15 protein-coding genes are annotated in these 17,726 nt (G+C 70.0%); all 15 read right to left on the bottom strand.

Annotated features, from left to right (window positions below):
- Positions 1 to 49 precede the first annotated feature (49 nt).
- Positions 50 to 1,288 carry a serine hydroxymethyltransferase gene (gene glyA / locus OG407_RS34570; RefSeq protein WP_405863384.1) on the bottom strand — a complete coding sequence of 413 codons (1,239 nt, stop codon included), beginning with the start codon at positions 1,286 to 1,288 and terminating at the stop codon, positions 50 to 52.
- A 72-nt stretch (positions 1,289 to 1,360) separates the two neighbouring features.
- Positions 1,361 to 1,489, bottom strand: coding sequence for a hypothetical protein (locus tag OG407_RS34565; RefSeq protein ID WP_405863383.1), 129 nt, complete (start codon positions 1,487 to 1,489; stop codon positions 1,361 to 1,363).
- Entirely contained in the window at positions 1,470 to 2,138 is a 669-nt protein-coding gene (locus OG407_RS34560; RefSeq protein ID WP_043683118.1) for a low molecular weight phosphatase family protein, read from the bottom strand. Before OG407_RS34560 ends, OG407_RS34565 begins: the two co-directional genes overlap by 20 nt.
- Positions 2,135 to 2,782, bottom strand: coding sequence for an L-threonylcarbamoyladenylate synthase (locus OG407_RS34555; protein ID WP_019060715.1), 648 nt, complete (start codon positions 2,780 to 2,782; stop codon positions 2,135 to 2,137). The genes OG407_RS34560 and OG407_RS34555 overlap by 4 nt, the downstream gene beginning before the upstream one ends.
- Before the next feature lie 55 nt (positions 2,783 to 2,837).
- A complete protein-coding gene (gene prmC, locus OG407_RS34550) occupies positions 2,838 to 3,683 on the bottom strand; it encodes a peptide chain release factor N(5)-glutamine methyltransferase (RefSeq protein WP_019060714.1) in 846 nt (281 codons plus the stop codon).
- A 46-nt stretch (positions 3,684 to 3,729) separates the two neighbouring features.
- Positions 3,730 to 4,806 (bottom strand): peptide chain release factor 1, encoded by a 1,077-nt coding sequence (gene prfA / locus OG407_RS34545; protein WP_403590824.1) that lies wholly within the window; start codon positions 4,804 to 4,806, stop codon positions 3,730 to 3,732.
- 108 nt (positions 4,807 to 4,914) lie between these two features.
- Positions 4,915 to 5,139 (bottom strand): 50S ribosomal protein L31, encoded by a 225-nt coding sequence (rpmE, locus tag OG407_RS34540; protein WP_317881999.1) that lies wholly within the window; start codon positions 5,137 to 5,139, stop codon positions 4,915 to 4,917.
- A 161-nt stretch (positions 5,140 to 5,300) separates the two neighbouring features.
- On the bottom strand, positions 5,301 to 6,434 hold the full coding sequence (locus OG407_RS34535) for an LCP family protein (protein WP_405863382.1): 1,134 nt from the start codon (positions 6,432 to 6,434) through the stop codon (positions 5,301 to 5,303).
- A 218-nt stretch (positions 6,435 to 6,652) separates the two neighbouring features.
- A complete protein-coding gene (locus OG407_RS34530) occupies positions 6,653 to 8,509 on the bottom strand; it encodes a trypsin-like serine protease (protein WP_405863381.1) in 1,857 nt (618 codons plus the stop codon).
- A 150-nt stretch (positions 8,510 to 8,659) separates the two neighbouring features.
- Positions 8,660 to 10,687, bottom strand: coding sequence for a transcription termination factor Rho (gene rho, locus OG407_RS34525; RefSeq protein WP_405863380.1), 2,028 nt, complete (start codon positions 10,685 to 10,687; stop codon positions 8,660 to 8,662).
- A gap of 384 nt (positions 10,688 to 11,071) precedes the next feature.
- Positions 11,072 to 12,001, bottom strand: coding sequence for a homoserine kinase (thrB, locus tag OG407_RS34520; RefSeq protein ID WP_403590842.1), 930 nt, complete (start codon positions 11,999 to 12,001; stop codon positions 11,072 to 11,074).
- A gap of 247 nt (positions 12,002 to 12,248) precedes the next feature.
- On the bottom strand, positions 12,249 to 13,307 hold the full coding sequence (gene thrC, locus OG407_RS34515; RefSeq protein WP_033285390.1) for a threonine synthase: 1,059 nt from the start codon (positions 13,305 to 13,307) through the stop codon (positions 12,249 to 12,251).
- 6 nt (positions 13,308 to 13,313) lie between these two features.
- Positions 13,314 to 14,606 carry a homoserine dehydrogenase gene (locus tag OG407_RS34510; RefSeq protein ID WP_318018838.1) on the bottom strand — a complete coding sequence of 431 codons (1,293 nt, stop codon included), beginning with the start codon at positions 14,604 to 14,606 and terminating at the stop codon, positions 13,314 to 13,316.
- Between the two features lie 163 nt (positions 14,607 to 14,769).
- Positions 14,770 to 16,161 (bottom strand): diaminopimelate decarboxylase, encoded by a 1,392-nt coding sequence (gene lysA, locus OG407_RS34505; protein WP_405863379.1) that lies wholly within the window; start codon positions 16,159 to 16,161, stop codon positions 14,770 to 14,772.
- A 63-nt stretch (positions 16,162 to 16,224) separates the two neighbouring features.
- Positions 16,225 to 17,589, bottom strand: coding sequence for an ArgS-related anticodon-binding protein NrtL (gene nrtL, locus OG407_RS34500; RefSeq protein ID WP_405863378.1), 1,365 nt, complete (start codon positions 17,587 to 17,589; stop codon positions 16,225 to 16,227).
- Positions 17,590 to 17,726 lie beyond the last annotated feature (137 nt).

The following is a 17,726-nucleotide window of genomic DNA, read 5'->3' as shown; positions in this document are numbered from 1 at the left end:
CGAAGATGGTTGCACGTGTGGCTGTGTACCTGGGTACGGGTACCCCCGTTCAGCCCGGATACGGCAGGAATCCACCCACAAGATCCCGCACTTCGTCACGGGCCCGCCGGGCGTCGACCCGGCCGCGCAGCACCCCGGCCATCAGCGCCGCGATCCCCGCCATCTCGCCCTCCCCCATGCCCTGCGTGGTCACCGCGGCGGTACCCAGCCGCAGCCCGCGCGAGTCGCCGTGCGGGAGCGCGCAGCAGTCCAACACCATTCCGGCGGCGGCGAGTTGACCGCGTGCGGCACGTCCGTCGACGCCGAGGGGCAGCGGGTCGGCGGTGATGAGATGGGTGTCGGTACCGCCCGTCGTGACGACCAGCCCCTCCGCCGCCAGCCCGGCCGCGAGCACCCGGGCGTTGGCGACCACCTGATGGGCGTACGCCGTGAAGGCCGGCGTCGCCGCCTCGCCGAACGCGACGGCCTTCGCCGCGATGGTGTGCATCTGCGCGCCGCCCTGCGTGAACGGAAAAACGGCCCGGTCCACCCGCTCGGCCAGCTCACTCCCGCACAGCAGCATCCCGCCGCGCGGCCCGCGCAGCACCTTGTGCGTGGTCGCGCAGACGACATCGGCGTACGGCACCGGGTTCGGCGCGGCTCCCCCGGCGACGAGGCCGATGGGATGCGCGGCGTCGGCGATGAGATAGGCGCCCACCTCGTCGGCGACCTCGCGGAAGAGGGCGTAGTCGATATGCCGGGGACAGGCGATGGACCCGCAGACGATCGCCTTGGGCCGATGCGTACGGGCGAGGGAACGCACCTGCTGGTAGTCGATGAGCCCGGTCTCCGCGTCCACCCCGTACCCCACGAAGTCGAACCACCGCCCGGAGAAGTTCGCGGGCGACCCGTGCGTGAGATGCCCGCCGTACGCCAGCCCCAGCGCGAGGACGGTGTCACCGGGCCGCAGCAGCGCGGCGTAGGCGGCCAGCACGGCCGAAGACCCGGAATGCGCCTGCACGTTGGCGTGCCCGGCCCCGAACAACGCCTTCGCCCGGTCTACGGCGACCCGCTCGGCGACGTCGACGATCTCGCAGCCGCCGTGGTGGCGGGCGCCGGGGTATCCCTCGGCGTACTTGTTGGCGAGCGGGGAGCCGAGCGCGGCCAGCACGGCGGGCGAGGTGAAGTTCTCGGCGGCGACCAGCTGGAGCGTCGTCGACTGCCGCGTCAGCTCCCCGAGCAGGATCTCGGCCAGCTCGGGATCCTGCCGACGCAGCACATCGGCCTCAAGGACAGGGATGACCGACATGGTGGACTCCGGACCGTCGACGGTGACGTACGTCCAATGTAGGCCCGGGGCGGGTGGGGCGCGCGGGCGTCGCTACGTCTTCGCGGGGACGCCGGTGAGGGCGGTCACCGCGGGATCGATCGCCTGGTTCAGCCACATCAGCCGCTCCGCGGCGGGCGTCGCCGACTCCGCTCCCGTCCGGTCAAGTCCGCGCAGGTACACCCGTCAGCGCCGTGACCACCGGATCGATCGCCTGGTTTATCTCGTCGCCGATGGAGCGGAAGAACGGCAGGGGTGCGCCGTACGGGTCGAAGACCTCGTCCGCTTCCGCCGTGGGAGCCAGGAGCCAGCCTCGTAGGGCCGCTGCCGCGCGGACCAGGGCGCGGGCGCGGGCCACCATGCCGTCCTCCAGGGGTGGGAGGGTTGCGGGGTCTATCGCCTTCACCAGGCGGGTGAACTCCTTGAGGGTGAAGGTGCGCAGGCCTGCCGAGTGGCCCATGGAGATGACCTGGGCGCGGTGGTCACGGGTGGCCGTCAGGACCAGGTCGGCGCGGATCACGTGGTCGTCGAGCAGCTCGCGGCCGGTGAACCCGGAGGGGTCCGCGCCGAAGTCGGTGAGGACGGTCGCCGCGTTGGTCTCCATGGGTGCGCCCTCATGGCCCCACGTCCCGGCGCTCTCCACGATCAGCCCGCCCCACAGCGGGTCGCCGAGCCGGTCCGCCAGGGCATGACGGGTCAGCCGCTCGGTGATCGGCGAGCGGCACACGTTGCCGGTGCTGACGTGGAGGATGCGGAAGCTGTCCATGGGGAGCCCGAAGGTCCCCGTCACTTCCCCGTTGCCTATGCCACGCCCCGCGTCAGGGGCTGTCAATTCGCCACCTCAAGGTCGGGGACGACCTTCCGCAGCTCCTCGGCCGAGATCGCGCCCGCGCGCAGCAGCAGCGGCACCTCGCGCGTGACGTCGACGATCGACGACGGCACGTTGCCGGGCGTCGGACCGCCGTCGAGGTACACGGAGACCGAGTCGCCGAGCATCTGCTGGGCCGCGTCGCAGTCCTCCGGCGCGGGGTGGCCGGTGAGGTTCGCCGAGGAGACCGCCATCGGACCGACCTCCGTCAGCAGCTCGATCGCGACCGGGTGCAGCGGCATCCGGACGGCGACCGTGCCCCGGGTGTCCCCCAGGTCCCACTGCAGGGACGGCTGGTGCTTGGCGACCAGCGTGAGGGCGCCCGGCCAGAACGCGTCGACGAGTTCCCAGGCCAGCTCGGAGAAGTCCGTGACGAGGCCGTGCAGCGTGTTCGGGGAGCCGATGAGGACGGGGGTGGGCATGTTGCGGCCCCGGCCCTTGGCGTCCAGGAGATCGGCGACGGCCTCCGAGGAGAACGCGTCGGCCCCGATGCCGTAGACCGTGTCGGTCGGCAGGACCACGAGTTCGCCCCGGCGGACGGCGGACGCGGCCTCGCGCAGACCCGTCGTGCGGTCGGTCGCGTCATTGGTGTCGTATCGCCGTGCCATGTCTAGCGGGCCTCCTCGTACACGTACTGCTGCGGGTCGAAAGTCGGGGCGCTGCTCACGGCGTCGCCCGGCGGGCGGTCGCGAAGCGCGGGCGGTTGTTGAGATCGGGGTGGTCGGCCGCGTCGGCCCAGCCCCGCTCCTCGGTGAAGATCCACGGCACCTGGCCGCCCTGGGTGTCGGCGTGCTCGATGACGACGACACCGCCGGGACGGAGGAGCCGGTGTGCGGTGCGCTCGATGCCGCGGATCAGGTCGAGGCCGTCCTCCCCCGAGAACAGGGCGAGTTCGGGATCGTAGTCCCGCGCCTCGGGAGCGACGTACTCCCATTCGGTGAGCGGGATGTACGGCGGATTGGAGATGACCAGGTCGACATGGCCGTCGAGGTCGGGGAAGGCGTCCAGCGCGTTGCCCTGCCGCAGGTCGACGCGGGAGCCGTCCATGTTCTTGCGGGTCCACTGGAGGGCGTCCTCGGACAGCTCCACGGCGTGCACCCGGGAGCGCGGGACCTCCTGCGCGAGGGCGAGCGCGATGGCGCCGGATCCGGTGCAGAGGTCCACGATCAGCGGCTCTACGACGTCCATCGCGCGGACCGCGTCTATGGCCCAGCCGACCACCGACTCGGTCTCGGGGCGCGGCACGAACACCCCTGGCCCGACCTGGAGTTCCAGGTACCGGAAGAAGGCCCGGCCGGTGATGTGCTGGAGCGGCTCACGCTGCTCGCGCCGGGCGATGGTCTCCCAGTAGCGGGCGTCGAAGTCCACGTCCTTCACGGAGTGCAGCTCGCCCCGCTTCACACCGTGCACGTACGCGGCGAGTTCCTCCGCGTCGTTGCGCGGCGAGGGCACGCCGGCGTCGGCCAGCCGCTGGGTGGCCTGGGCCACCTCTGCTAGCAGCAGGTTCACGCAAGTCCTCCGTGTCGTACTCGTCCGTGCCGAACCGTGCCGTGCCTTACGCCGCCGCGAGCTTGGCGGCCGAGTCCGCGTCCACGCAAGCCTGGATCATCGCGTCGAGGTCGCCGTCCAGGACCTGGTCGAGGTTGTACGCCTTGAAGCCGACGCGGTGGTCCGAGATGCGGTTCTCCGGGAAGTTGTACGTACGGATCTTCTCGGAGCGGTCGACCGTGCGGACCTGGCTGCGGCGGGCGTCGGCGGCGTTCCGCTCCGCCTCCTCCTGCGCCGCGGCGAGCAGCCTGGAGCGCAGGATACGCAGTGCCTGCTCCTTGTTCTGCAGCTGGCTCTTCTCGTTCTGGCAGGAAGCGACGACTCCGGTCGGAATGTGCGTGATGCGCACCGCGGAGTCGGTCGTGTTGACGGACTGCCCGCCGGGACCGGAGGAGCGGTAGACGTCGATGCGGAGGTCGTTCGGGTTGATCTCGACGTCGACCTCCTCCGCCTCGGGGGTGACCAGGACACCGGCCGCCGAGGTGTGGATGCGGCCCGCGGACTCGGTCGCCGGGACGCGCTGCACGCGGTGCACACCGCCCTCGTACTTCAGGCGGGCCCAGACACCCTGGCCGGGCTCGGTCGCGCCGTTGCCGCCCTTGGTCTTCACGGCGACCTGGACGTCCTTGTAGCCGCCCAGCTCGGACTCGGTGGCGTCGATGATCTCGGTCTTCCAGCCGACGCGCTCCGCGTACCGCAGGTACATGCGCAGCAGGTCACCCGCGAACAGGGCGGACTCGTCGCCGCCGGCGCCCGCCTTGACCTCAAGGATCACGTCCTTGTCGTCGTTGGGGTCACGCGGCACGAGCAGCAGCCGCAGCTTCTCCGTGATCTCCTCGCGCTGCTTCTCCAGCTCCTTGACCTCGGCCGCGAACTCCGGGTCGTCGGCGCCGAGTTCACGCGCGGTCTCGATGTCGTCGCCGGTCTGCTTCCAGGAGCGGTACGTGGCGACGATCGGGGTGAGCTCGGCGTAGCGCTTGTTCAGCTTGCGCGCGTTGGCCTGGTCGGCGTGGACCGACGGGTCGGCGAGCTTCGTCTCAAGGTCGGCGTGCTCGCCGATGAGGTCCTCGACAGCCTCGAACATCTTGGGCTCCTGAAATGCGTACGGAAGGGTAGGCGGGCGACCAAAAACGCCGGTCCCGGCACGCGCCCGTAGCTGGGCGCGGCCGTGGACCGGCGAAATGGAAGCTCGCTACTTCGTGGAGCCGGCAGCAGCCTTGCCGAAGCGGGCCTCGAAGCGGGCCACGCGGCCACCGGTGTCGAGGATCTTCTGCTTGCCCGTGTAGAACGGGTGGCACTCGGAGCAGACGTCGGCGCGGATGGTGCCGCTCGCGATCGTGCTGTGGGTGGTGAACGACGCGCCACAGGTGCAGCTGACCTGGGTCTCGACGTACTCGGGGTGGATCTCGCGCTTCAAGGGTGTCTCCTAGTTTCGGGAGGGCGCCGGGTCGCTCCGCGGGTTGCGGGGCGTGAACCGGGGCCGACTGTCCAGTCTGCCAGCACTGGAGCCATCTCCCAAAACCGGGGGTTCGCGTTGTCTATTCCCTGCGGGCCGGTGGGGGCGCACCCGCGGCCGAACTACGACGTCACGACACCCTTGGCTTCGCCTGTTGCCGTGCCCTTGGTCGCCGCCGCCGGGATCGGGCGGTCGTTCTTCAACGCCGTCCAGACCATCTGCGCCTTCGACTTCTCCACGATCACCCGGTTCGGGTTGGCCGGGTCGTACTCGACGGGCATCGTGACCATGTTCATGTTCTTGGAGCTGATGGTCTTGAGGCCGTTGGCGAAGGATGTGAGGGAGTTCACCGAGCCGAGGTCGGAGTCGGTGGTGACGGCCTTGGTGGCGGTGTTGGCGAGGTCGTAGAGCTTGGTCGGGCTGGTGAGGACGCCGATGTGCTTGACCTGGTTGACCAGGGCCTTGATGAAGGCCTGCTGGAGCTGGATGCGGCCGAGGTCGGAGCCGTCGCCGACGCCGTGCCGGGTGCGGACCAGGCCGAGGGCCTGCCGGCCGTTCAGCGTGTGGGTGCCGGCCTTGAGGTCGAGGTGGCTCTGCGGGTCCTTGATGGCCTTGGTCGTGGTGACCGGGACGCCGCCGAGTTCGTCGATGAGCTTCTCGAAGCCGGCGAAGTCGACTTCCAGGTAGTGGTCCATGCGCAGCCCGGTGACGGCCTCGACGGTCTTCACCGTGCAGGCGGCGCCGCCCGTGGAGTACGCCTCGTTGAACATCACGCCGGACGCCGCGTCGTGCGTGACGCCCTTGGTGTCGGTGCACGCGGGGCGGTCGACGAGGGTGTCACGCGGGATGGACACCACGCTGGCCTTCTTGTGGCCCTTGTAGACGTGCACGATCATCGCGGTGTCGGAGCGGGCGCTGCCGTCGTCGGTGCCGCCGCCGAGCTTCTTGTTCGTGCCGGAGCGGCTGTCCGAGCCCAGGACCAGGATGTTCTCGGAGCCGTTGTCGACCTTGACCGGCCGGTCGGTGCCGAGGGCCTGGTTGATGTCGACGGTCTTGATGTTGCCGTTGAGCTTGAAGTACACGTACCCGGCGCCGGTGCCGCCCAGCACCACGACGCCCGCGGCGGTCCAGGCCATGAGCAGCAGGGCCTTGCTGTGCGGGCTGCGCTCCTTCTTACGGCCTCTGGCGCGGTGGCGCGGGCCGTCGTTGCCGTCCTTGCCCGGTATGGCGGGCTCCGGCGTGCTCTCGGCGGACATGGGCTCCTCGAATCTCGTTCCGGTCGGGTACCCCCTGCTTTCAGGGCTCAGGCCTGGTCGAAGCGACCGATAGCGCTCATTCCTCGCTCCATGGTCACTCCACCAGGTCAGACAGGGAAACTCGGGAAAGGGTTGCACAACACAGAGTGCCCATCGCGTACGGCGATGGGCACTCTGTGTAGTCACTTCAGCGGGTTACACCCCGCTCACCTGCGATTTCAGCCGAAGATGTCGTACTGCTGGAAACCGGTGCCGAGGGACTTCGGTGTGCCGAAGATCTCGCTGGTGGCCTTGCCGGTGCCCGGGTAGAGGTACAGCGCGTTGCTCGCGTTGCGGATCAGGAGGTCCGCCTTGCCGTCGCCGGTGAAGTCACCGACGGCGTCGAACGCGTTGTAGCTGCCCCAGGTGCGCACCTTCACGCGGGCCGCGAAGGCACCCGTGCCGGACTTGCCGGCGCCCTTGTACAGGTAGACGACGCCGGTGCTCTTGTTGCGGGCGAGCAGGTCGGCCTTGCCGTCACCGTTGAAGTCGCCGTGACCGACCAGCGTGTTGTACTGGCTCCAGCCGCCGCCGACACGCGAGGGCGAGCTGAAGGTGCCGTTGCCCTTGCCCGGGTAGATCCACAGCACGCCCGCGCTGTCGACCGAGACCAGGTCGGGCAGGTAGTCGCCGGTGACATCGCCGGGGGCGATGATCCGGGTGCGGGTCTTCCAGTTGGCGAAGATCTTCGTGCTGACCCAACTGCCGTCGTCCCGGGCGCTGTTGAGCTGGAAGTGGTCCCAGTAGACCGCGCCGGCGGTGGTCCGGTAGATCCAGTCCTGGTAGCCGTCCCGGTTCAGGTCGGCCGACCGGACCAGGTTGACGCCGCCCCAGTCGCCCAGGGAGACGCGCGTGGCCAGCGAGGTGCCCTTGGAGTCCAGCTCGTAGCCCACCTTGTTGGAGGACTTGCGGGCGTAGACGTCGGCCTTGTTGTCGCTGTAGCTCAGGTTGCCGTCGTCGACCTGCGCGTAGGCCGCGCCGACGTAGGCGCTGACCTTGGTGAAGACGCCGTAGGTGCCCTCGACGACGCAGTCGTTGACCGTGGTGGCGTCACCGTCGTCGCCGCTCCAGGAGACGACACCGACGATCCGGCCGCCGACGACCAGCGGGCCGCCGGAGTCGCCGTTGCAGATCGCCGTCGTACCGGTGTCGCTGCCGGTGGCGGGCGTGCCCGCGCAGACCATGTGGGCCTTGATGACGAGGCTGCCGTAGGCGCCGGTGCAGGTGGCGTCCGACTGGATCGGCAGCGTGGCCGTCTTCAGCGTCTCGGAGATGTCCTCGGTCTGGGAGCTGGTGCGGCCCCAGCCGTAGACCTTGGCGGTCTTGGCGGGCGTGCCCGTGTACGACGCCGTGTCGCCGTTCGTCGTCATGCGGATCGGGGTCGCCTTGACGGGGGCCGCCAGGGTGAGGACCGCGATGTCGTTGTCGATCGTCGTCGCGTTGTACGACGGGTGGGTCCACTGACGCAGGACCGCGGTGGCCTGGCCGCCGTGCAGGTCGGTGTTGCCGTCGGTGTCCGTGGTCGGCAGCACGGTGGCGCTGGTGACGACGGCGCCGTACTTGGCCCAGTTGTAGGCCTTGCCGTGCTCGTCCTTGGTGCAGTGCCCGGCCGTCAGGATCTTCGACGGCGAGATGACCGAGCCGCCGCAGAAGAAGCCGAGGTCGTCGCTCTCGTCGGTGGTGCCCTTGTCGTCGTAGTACCAGAGCTGCGCCATGAACGGCGCGGTGTTGATGGTGGTCGTCGTGCCGCCGATGATCTTCGGGCTGACGGCCTTGCCATTGGTACTCGCGCTCAGGGACGCCTTCTTGGTCGTCTCCCCGGCGATGTCGTCACCGGCCTCGGCGCCCGCGACGCGCTTCTTCAGCGTGGCGAGCGACGTCGTGCTCACGGCGGGCTTCACGGTCGGCGTCGGCAGCGCGGTGGCGGCGCCGGCGGATGTCGTCATCAGTGCGGCGGTCACGGCGGCGGCGATACCGGCCGCGGCGACAGGCAGGCCAAAACGTATCCGGCGTCTGTGCCGACCGGCCCCAGGCATGGGCGTACCCACTCAAGTCCCCCCTCGGGATCAGAAGTTCGGACGATTATCGAAAACAAGTCCGAAGGGCGCGATCGTACAGCGAGCCACTGACAACGCAGAGGGCCGCCCCCTTAACAGGGGGCGGCCCTCTGATAACGCCGACTTGCCTTAGTCGCCGTTTCCAGGAGTCGTCTTCTGGATCTGGAGCAGGAACTCCGCGTTCGACTTCGTCTGCTTCATTTTGTCGAGGAGCAGCTCGATCGCCTGCTGCTGGTCGAGCGCGTGCAGCACCCTGCGCAGCTTCCAGGTAACGGCCAGCTCGTCGCTGCCGAGCAGGATCTCTTCCTTACGGGTGCCGGACGCGTCGACGTCCACCGCGGGGAAGATGCGCTTGTCGGCGAGCTTCCGGTCGAGCTTCAGCTCGGCGTTGCCCGTGCCCTTGAACTCCTCGAAGATGACCTCGTCCATGCGCGAGCCGGTGTCGACGAGCGCGGTGGCGAGGATGGTCAGCGAACCGCCGTCCTCGATGTTGCGCGCGGCACCGAAGAAGCGCTTGGGCGGGTACAGCGCCGTGGAGTCGACACCACCGGAGAGGATGCGGCCGGAGGCGGGCGCCGCGAGGTTGTACGCACGGCCGAGACGCGTGATCGAGTCCAGGAGTACGACGACGTCGTGGCCCAGCTCCACCAGCCGCTTGGCGCGCTCGATGGCGAGCTCGGCGACCGTGGTGTGGTCCTCGGCGGGACGGTCGAAGGTCGAGGAGATGACCTCGCCCTTCACCGACCGCTGCATGTCGGTGACCTCTTCCGGACGCTCGTCGACCAGGACGACCATCAGGTGGCACTCGGGGTTGTTGTGCGTGATCGCGTTGGCGATCGCCTGCATGATCATGGTCTTGCCGGTCTTCGGCGGGGCCACGATCAGACCGCGCTGGCCCTTACCGATCGGCGCGACGAGGTCGATGATGCGGGTCGTCAGCACACCCGGGTCGGTCTCCAGGCGGAGCCGGTCCTGCGGGTACAAAGGCGTCAGCTTGTTGAACTCCGGTCGCCCGCGCCCGGATTCGGCCGCCATGCCGTTCGCCGAGTCGAGGCGGACCAGCGCGTTGAACTTCTCGCGGCGCTCGCCGTCCTTGGGCTGGCGGACCGCACCCGTGACGTGGTCGCCCTTGCGCAGGCCGTTCTTGCGGACCTGGGCGAGGGACACGTACACGTCGTTCGGGCCCGGCAGGTAGCCCGACGTACGGATGAACGCGTAGTTGTCGAGGATGTCGAGGATGCCCGCGACGGGGATCAGCACATCGTCGTCGGCGACCTGCGGCTCGCCCGCGGCACCGCCACCGAACTCGTCGCGTCCGCGACGGCCCCGGCGGTCCCGGTACCGGCCGCGACGGCCGCGCCGGCCGCCCTCGAAGTCGTCGTCGTCCTGCGGGCCGTTGTCGCGCTGCTGCCGGTCCTGACGGTCCTGGCGACCACCGCTCTGCTGCTGACGGTCCTGCTGCTGACCGCCCTGCTGACGGTCCTGACGGCCGCCGCTCTGCTGCTGGCCGCCGCCCTGCTGCTCGCCGTCCTTGCGGCGGTCGCCGCGGTCGCGGTCCTGGCGGTCCTGACGGCCACTGCGGTCGCGACGGTCCCGGCGGCCCTGACGGCCGTCGTCACCGGCCTCGCCCTGCGCGGCGGCGGGCGTCTCGGCCTTCGGCTCGCTCTTCGCCTCGGCGGTGACCGTCTCGGGGCTGCCGGCCTCGGCGGTCGCGCGGCGACGACGGCGCTCCACAGGGGCGTCGTCGCTGGCGGGCTGGCCGGGGATCTCGATCTGCTGCTGGGCCACGGCCTTCTCGGCGGCGACCTTCTCGGCCTTCTGCTCGGCCGGAGTGGCCGCCTCGTCGCCCGTACGGGTCTTGGAGGTGGCGCGGCGCTTCGGCTTGGTCTCGGTGGCGGTCTCGGCCTTGGCCGGAGCACCTCCGCCCGCCTGCGCGTCCTTGATGACCTCGATCAGCTGGCTCTTGCGCATCCGCGCGGTGCCCCTGATGCCGAGGCCGGATGCGACCTGCTGCAGCTCGGCCAGCACCATGCCGTCGAGGCCGGTACCGCGGCGCCGCCGGGAGCCGGCACCGGTGGCAGGCGCGGAGGCGTCCGTGGCGGGCGCGGCAGCGGTCTCCTCGACACGCGCGCCCATCAGATCGGTGGTGTCGCTCACGAAGGGTCCTTCCCTGGAGCGGACGTCGGCCTGTCTGGCTCGGCGACCGGTTGTGCTGTCCGGCTTCGGTTCTTGCTGTGTGAACCGTGCCGGGGCGGTGGTCCGCCTAAGCGGCGGAAGAGATTGCTGGTGACGGCGCTTCCCGAAGCAGTGGCACCGAGTGTCTGTGTCACGTGGCTTGGTCGCACCAATTCCGGAGCGTGCCCGGCGAACCGCTCTGTGCCCCTACAGAACACGGTGCGGCTTGGGAGGCTCCCGGAAGAATGTCTGTCCCGGACGGGGACAACAAGCACCTCGCCATGGTGGGGTCGGGTGCAGACTTGAGATTAACACTACCGGATCCAACAAACATTCCCCCTCTCGAAATCCGGCGACGGTACGTAGTCAATTGACGCTGGGGGCCGCGAGCGGAAGTACACACGCGCCCTGTGCGTCGAGATCCAGCCGGTTGGCGGCCCAGCCCTCACCGGCGAGGTGGGACACCTTGTCGGCGTTGTCGGCGTCGACCAGTGCGAGCACGGTCGGACCGGCGCCGGAGATGACGGCCGGCACCCCGTCCGCCCTCAACCGGTCGACCAGCGCGGCACTTTCGGGCATCGCCGGAGCGCGGTACTCCTGGTGCAGCCGGTCCTCGGTGGCGGGCAGCAGCAGCTCGGGGCGCCGGGTGAGGGCCTCGACGAGCAGGGCGGCGCGGCCCGCGTTGGCGGCGGCGTCGACGTGCGGGACGCTGCGCGGGAGCAGGCCGCGCGCGGTCTCGGTGAGCACCGGTTTCCCGGGCACGAAAACCACCGGAACGATCGAATCGGCGGGGTCCATCCTGATCGCCCGCGCGGCTCCGCCGTCCATCCAGGAGAGCGTGAAGCCGCCCAGCAGACAGGCCGCCACATTGTCGGGGTGACCCTCGATCTCGGTGGCGAGCTCCAGCAGGGCCGTGTCGTCGAGCCGGGAGTCCCCGCCTATGGTCACGGCGCGCGCTGCGACGATGCCGGCGCAGATGGCGGCGGAGGAGGAGCCCAGACCGCGGCCGTGCGGAATGCGGTTGGCGCACACGATCTCCAGGCCGCGCGGCTGTCCGCCGAGCAGGTCGAAGGCGGTGCGCAGGGACCGTACGAGGAGGTGGTTCTCGTCGCGCGGGAGGGTCTCGCTGCCCTCGCCGGCGATGTCGATGAGCAGCCCGGAGTCGGCGACACGGACGACGACGTCGTCGTAGAGCCCCAGCGAGAGGCCGAAGGCGTCGAAGCCCGGGCCGAGGTTGGCGCTGGTGGCGGGGACGCGCACCCGGACGGCGGCGGCGCGGAAGGCTGGACCGGCCATCGCTCGATGACTCTCCTTGAGCTGCGTGACTGTCGAAGACATTCGATGAGATTCGATAGGTACGTGAAGACCCTCGGGCCGTGGAGACGGCGCGGTGCCGAGCCATGCGCGCAGGCATATGCGGCGGGCGGGTTCGGTACAGCCTATCGAAGGAAGGTTCTGTGGCGACATAGGGCGCACAGGAGGCGCACGATGCGTGTCGTAAGCCCCCTGTGCACCCCCCGTGGCGAATACCCGCCAGGCGGCTTTACGCCAGCCCGAGGCGCTCGGCGGCCGTCGGCGCGTCGACCGGGATCGTGACCGGCTGCGGGGCGCCCGCGACGGCCCAGTCGGGGTCCTTGAGGCCGTTTCCGGTCACCGTGCAGACGATGGTCTGGCCCGGGTCGACCTTGCCCTGCTCGGCCGCCTTCAGCAGACCGGCGACGGAAGCGGCGGACGCGGGCTCGACGAAAACGCCCTCCTGAGCGGCCAACAGCCGGTAGGCGCGCAGGATCTCACGGTCCGTCACCTCGTCGATGAACCCGCCGGACTCGTCCCGCGCGTCCAGCGCGAACTGCCAGGACGCGGGGTTGCCGATGCGGATCGCGGTGGCGATCGTCGAGGGGTCCTTGACGATCTCGCCGCGCACGATGGGCGCGGAACCGGAGGCCTGGAAGCCCCACATGCGCGGGGACTTGGCGGCGATCCCATCCCCGGCGTACTCCTTGTAGCCCTTCCAGTACGCGGTGATGTTGCCCGCGTTGCCCACCGGCAGGACGTGGATGTCGGGGGCGTCGCCGAGCATGTCGACGATCTCGAAGGCGGCCGTCTTCTGGCCCTCGATGCGCACCGGGTTGACCGAATTCACCAGCGCCACAGGGTAGTTGTCGCTCAGCTCGCGGGCGAGGGTGAGGCAGTCGTCGAAGTTTCCGTCGACCTGGAGGATCTTCGCGCCGTGCACGAGGGCCTGGCCCATCTTGCCGAGCGCGATCTTGCCGCGCGGCACGAGGACGGCACAGACCATCCCGGCGCGTACCGCGTAGGCGGCGGCGGAGGCCGACGTGTTGCCGGTGGAGGCGCAGATGACGGCCTGCGCGCCCTCCTCCTTGGCCCGGGTGATGGCCATGGTCATACCGCGGTCCTTGAAGGACCCGGTGGGGTTGGCGCCCTCCACCTTGAGGTGGACCTCGCAGCCGGTGCGCTCGGAGAGCACCTGCGCGGGCACGAGGGGCGTGCCGCCCTCGCGGAGGGAGACGACCGGCGTGCTGTCGGACACCGGGAGCCGGTCCCGGTACTCCTCGATGATTCCGCGCCACTGGTGGGTCATTGCTGGTTACTCTCCTTCAACCCGCATGATGCTGGCGACACCCCGCACGGTGTCGAGCTTGCGCAACGCCTCGACGGTCCCGCCCAGGGCGGCGTCGGACGCGCGGTGCGTGACGACGACGAGGGATGCCTCGCCGTCCTTCCCCTGCTGCCGAACCGTATCGATCGAGACTCCGTGCTCGGCGAACACGGTGGCGACCTGTGCGAGAACACCCGGTTTGTCGGCGACGTCGAGGCTGATGTGGTACCGCGTGACGACCTCGCCCATGCCCGACACGGGCAGTCCGGCGTACGCCGACTCGCCGGGCCCGGTGGTCCCGTTGAGCCGGTTGCGGCACACGGCGACGAGGTCACCGAGGACGGCGGAGGCGGTGGGGGCGCCGCCCGCGCCGGGGCCGTAGAACATCAGCTGCCCGGAGGCGTCGGACTCGACGAACACGGCGTTGTAGGCGCCGCGTACGGAGGCGAGCGGGTGGCTGAGCGGGATCATCGCGGGATGCACGCGCGCGGTGACGGACCCGCCGTCCTCGGCGCGCTCGCAGATGGCGAGCAGCTTGATGGTGCAGCCCATGTTCTTCGCGGAGGCGAAGTCGGAGGCGGTGACCTCGGTCATGCCCTCGCGGTAGACGTCGTCGAGACGCACGCGCGTGTGGAAGGCGATTCCGGCGAGGATGGCGGCCTTGGCGGCGGCGTCGAAGCCTTCGACATCGGCGGTGGGGTCGGCTTCGGCGTACCCCAGGGCGGTGGCCTCGTCGAGGGCCTCCTGATAACCCGCGCCCGTACTGTCCATCTTGTCGAGGATGAAGTTGGTGGTCCCGTTGACGATCCCGAGCACCCGGTTGACCTTGTCGCCGGCGAGGGACTCGCGCAGCGGCCGGATGAGCGGAATCGCACCGGCGACGGCGGCCTCGTAGTACAGGTCCTTGCCCTGCTGCTCGGCGGCGGCGTGCAGCGCGGCGCCGTCCTGGGCGAGCAGCGCCTTGTTCGCGGAGACGACGGAGGCGCCGTGCTCGAAGGCGGCGGTGATGAGGGAACGGGCGGGCTCGATACCGCCGATGACCTCCACCACGACATCAATGTCCCCGCGCTTGACGAGGGCGGTGGCGTCGGTGGTGACGAGGGCGGGGTCGATGCCTTCGCGGACCTTGGAGGGCCGGCGTACGGCGACGCCCGCGAGCTCGACGGGTGCGCCGATGCGGGCGGCGAGGTCGTCGGCGTGCGTCGTCATGATGCGCGCCACCTCTGAGCCGACCACTCCACAGCCCAGCAGCGCCACCTTCAGCGGACGCGTACGCATCATCCGACCTCGTTTCCTCATACCGTCATCGGTTGGACCAGTCTCACTCACCGGACGGGAGTTTCTATCCATGGTCCGGATCGTGAGACATCGATTTCATTTCTAGGGGGGCGGAAGACCGAAGATCTTCCACCCCTCTTTCTCTTCTTTCTCTCCTCCGGCTCACTCAGCCGACGTCGAGGCGGAGCAGGTCCTCCTCCGTCTCCCGGCGGACGATGACCCGCGACTCCCCATCCTTCACGGCGACGACCGGCGGCCGGAGCACATGGTTGTAATTGCTGGCCATGGAACGGCAGTACGCACCCGTGGCCGGTACGGCGATCAGGTCACCGGGTGCCAGGTCCCCCGGCAGAAAGGCATCCTTGACCACGATGTCCCCGCTCTCACAGTGCTTGCCGACGACCCGCGCGAGCATGGGCTCGGCGTCGGAGCGCCGGGACACGAGAGCGACGCTGTATTCGGCGTCGTAGAGCGCCGTCCGAATGTTGTCGGACATGCCCCCGTCGACCGACACATACGTCCGCAGCCCGTCGAGGGGCTTGATGGTGCCGACCTCGTAGAGCGTGAAGGCGGTCGGCCCGACGATGGCGCGCCCCGGCTCGACGGAGATCCGCGGGGTCCGCAGCTTCGCGGACTCGCACTCGCGGGTGACGATCTCGGTGAGCGCCTTGGCGATCTCGTGCGGCTCGCGGGGATCGTCGTCGCTGGTGTACGCGATCCCGAGCCCACCCCCCAGGTCGATCTCGGGAAGCTCGACACCGTGCTCGTCACGGACGGCCTTGAGCAGCCCGACCACCCGATGGGCCGCGACCTCGAACCCGGACATGTCGAAGATCTGCGACCCGATGTGACTGTGGATCCCGATGAGTTCGAGCCCGTCGAGCTGAAGAGCGCGCCGCACGGCCTCGGCGGCCTGCCCGCCGGCCAGCGGAATCCCGAACTTCTGGTCCTCATGGGCGGTGGCGATGAATTCGTGGGTGTGCGCCTCCACGCCCACGGTGATCCGGATCTGCACCGGCTGCCGCTTGCCGAGGGACTGCGCGATATGGGCGACCCGCACGATCTCCTGGAAGGAGTCGAGAACGATGCGTCCTACGCCGGCCTCGACGGCCCGCGTGATCTCGCCGACGGACTTGTTGTTGCCGTGGAAGGCGATGCGGTCGGCGGGCATCCCGGCGGAGAGGGCGGTGGCGAGCTCACCACCGGAACACACGTCGAGATTGAGCCCCTCCTCGTCCAGCCACCGCACGACGGCACGGGACAGGAACGCCTTGCCGGCGTAGAAGACGTCGGCGTCCTGCCCGAACGCGGTACGCCAGGCCCGGGCCCGCTCGCGGAAATCGGCCTCGTCGAGCACGTACGCCGGGGTGCCGTGCCGCTCGGCGAGCGTCTTCACGTCGATACCGCCGACGGTGACGACACCGTCCGCGTCACGACTCACGGTCTGCGCCCACACCTTGGGGTCGAGTTCGTTGAGGTCGGCGGCCGGGGCGGAGTAGTGCCCCTCGGGCAGAACGTCGGCGTGACGGGGACCGGCGGGATGTGCGGAACGGCTCATGTCGTCTTCTCTTCTGTCTCTTCCTGGCGCTCAGATCGTGCGGTGTCTTGTCGGTCCTGGCGCTCAGAGGTGTTCGGGGGCATCGATGCCGAGCAGGAACAGGCCACCGGCGAGCACCACCCCGGCAGCTTCGGCAAGCGCGAGCCGGGCACGGTGGGCGGCCGAGGGTTTCTCGTCCCCGCGCGGCAGCGTGTCGGCAAGGAGAGGAAGGGTCGCATCGGCTACGGCGACCAGGTGACGGGCGAGCAGGTCGGGGGCACGGTGGGCTGCCGCGCGGGCGAGGAGGCGGGGGTGGTCGGCGAGGTGGGTGAGGAGGGGGGTGGGGTCCGCCGGGGCGAGGGGGGCGGTGCCCTCTCTTACGTCTTGTTGTGTGCCGTGTCGTACGTCTTGTTGTGTGTCCTGTCGTACGTCGCCGGGTTCGGCGGTGAAGCCGAGGTCGGCGGCGTTGCGGCTGACGGCCCGGGTACGGGCGTAGGCGTAACGGACCCGGAAGAGGGGGTTGCTCTCCCGCTGCACGAGATGGTCGGCGGTGAGGCGGGGCCGGTCGTGGGCGGCGGGGTGGAGGAGGGCCCAGCGGGCGGCATCGCGGCCGAGGGAGAGGAGTTCCGCGGGGGCGGGGGTGGGGGCGGGCACGGGTCGTACGTTGACGTCGAGGGGGGTCGGTGCGGGTGCCGGTGTGAGTGCGGGTGCCGGTGCCGGTGCCGGTGGCGCCGGGGTGCCGTACGCGTCGGCCTCGACACCGAGGACCGCCGTCCACTCGGGCTCGGGGCGGGTCTCGCAGCTGGTGCGGACGAGGGTGCCCTGGGAGCGGAGGAGGCGGGCGATGACGTCCATGTGGACGAGGGCGCGGGGGTCGTGGGGGGCGTGGAGTTGGACGCGGTGGGCGGTGGGGGGGTGTTCGCGGGTGAGCGCGGTCGGGCTGCTGGAGACGGGGTCGCGGGTGAGCGCGTAAGGGCTGCCGGAGACGGGGTTGCGAGTGGGGGCGTTCGGGCTGCCGGAGACGGGTTGGCCGGCGAGCGTGTTCGGAGTGCTCGAAGCGAGTTGGCCGGCGAGGGCGTCATGGCTGATGCCGGCCGCGGCCTCGTCGACGTACCCGTACCGCGGTCCGCGCCGCAGTATCTCCTCGACGAGGGCGGTGGACGCCGTACGCCCGAGGCTGATGTTGAGGAACCCCGGCCCGGTGATCTCGACACCGCTGACGCCATGGGCACTGGCGAGATGCGGCCGCAGCAGCTCGGCGACACGGCGAGGGGTCTCCCCCGCGGGCCGGGCGAGCTGGAGGGCGATGTTGGTGGCGTAGTCACCCCACCCGCCGGCCCCCGGCACGGTCACGGAGGCCTTCTCAGGTACGACGACACGCAGCTCCCCGTCTTCCACAGCACGACGCACCGCGCGCAGCACGGTACGGGAGAGCTCGACGGGGGTCACGGGACAAGCGTATGGGAGGAGGGGGGTGGGTAGGCCAGCCGGTTTGTCCGGGGGTCCGGGATGTGGACATGGCGGGCACGGGGCTGACGGCATGGAGCGGGCTCTGCATGCGCGGAGGCGGGTCTGTATGTACGGGG

Source organism: Streptomyces sp. NBC_01515, from assembly GCF_045040345.1.
Lineage (GTDB): Bacteria > Actinomycetota > Actinomycetes > Streptomycetales > Streptomycetaceae > Streptomyces.
The sequence above is the reverse complement of the archived record's forward strand: the minus strand, read 5'-3'. Positions and strand labels throughout refer to the sequence as shown.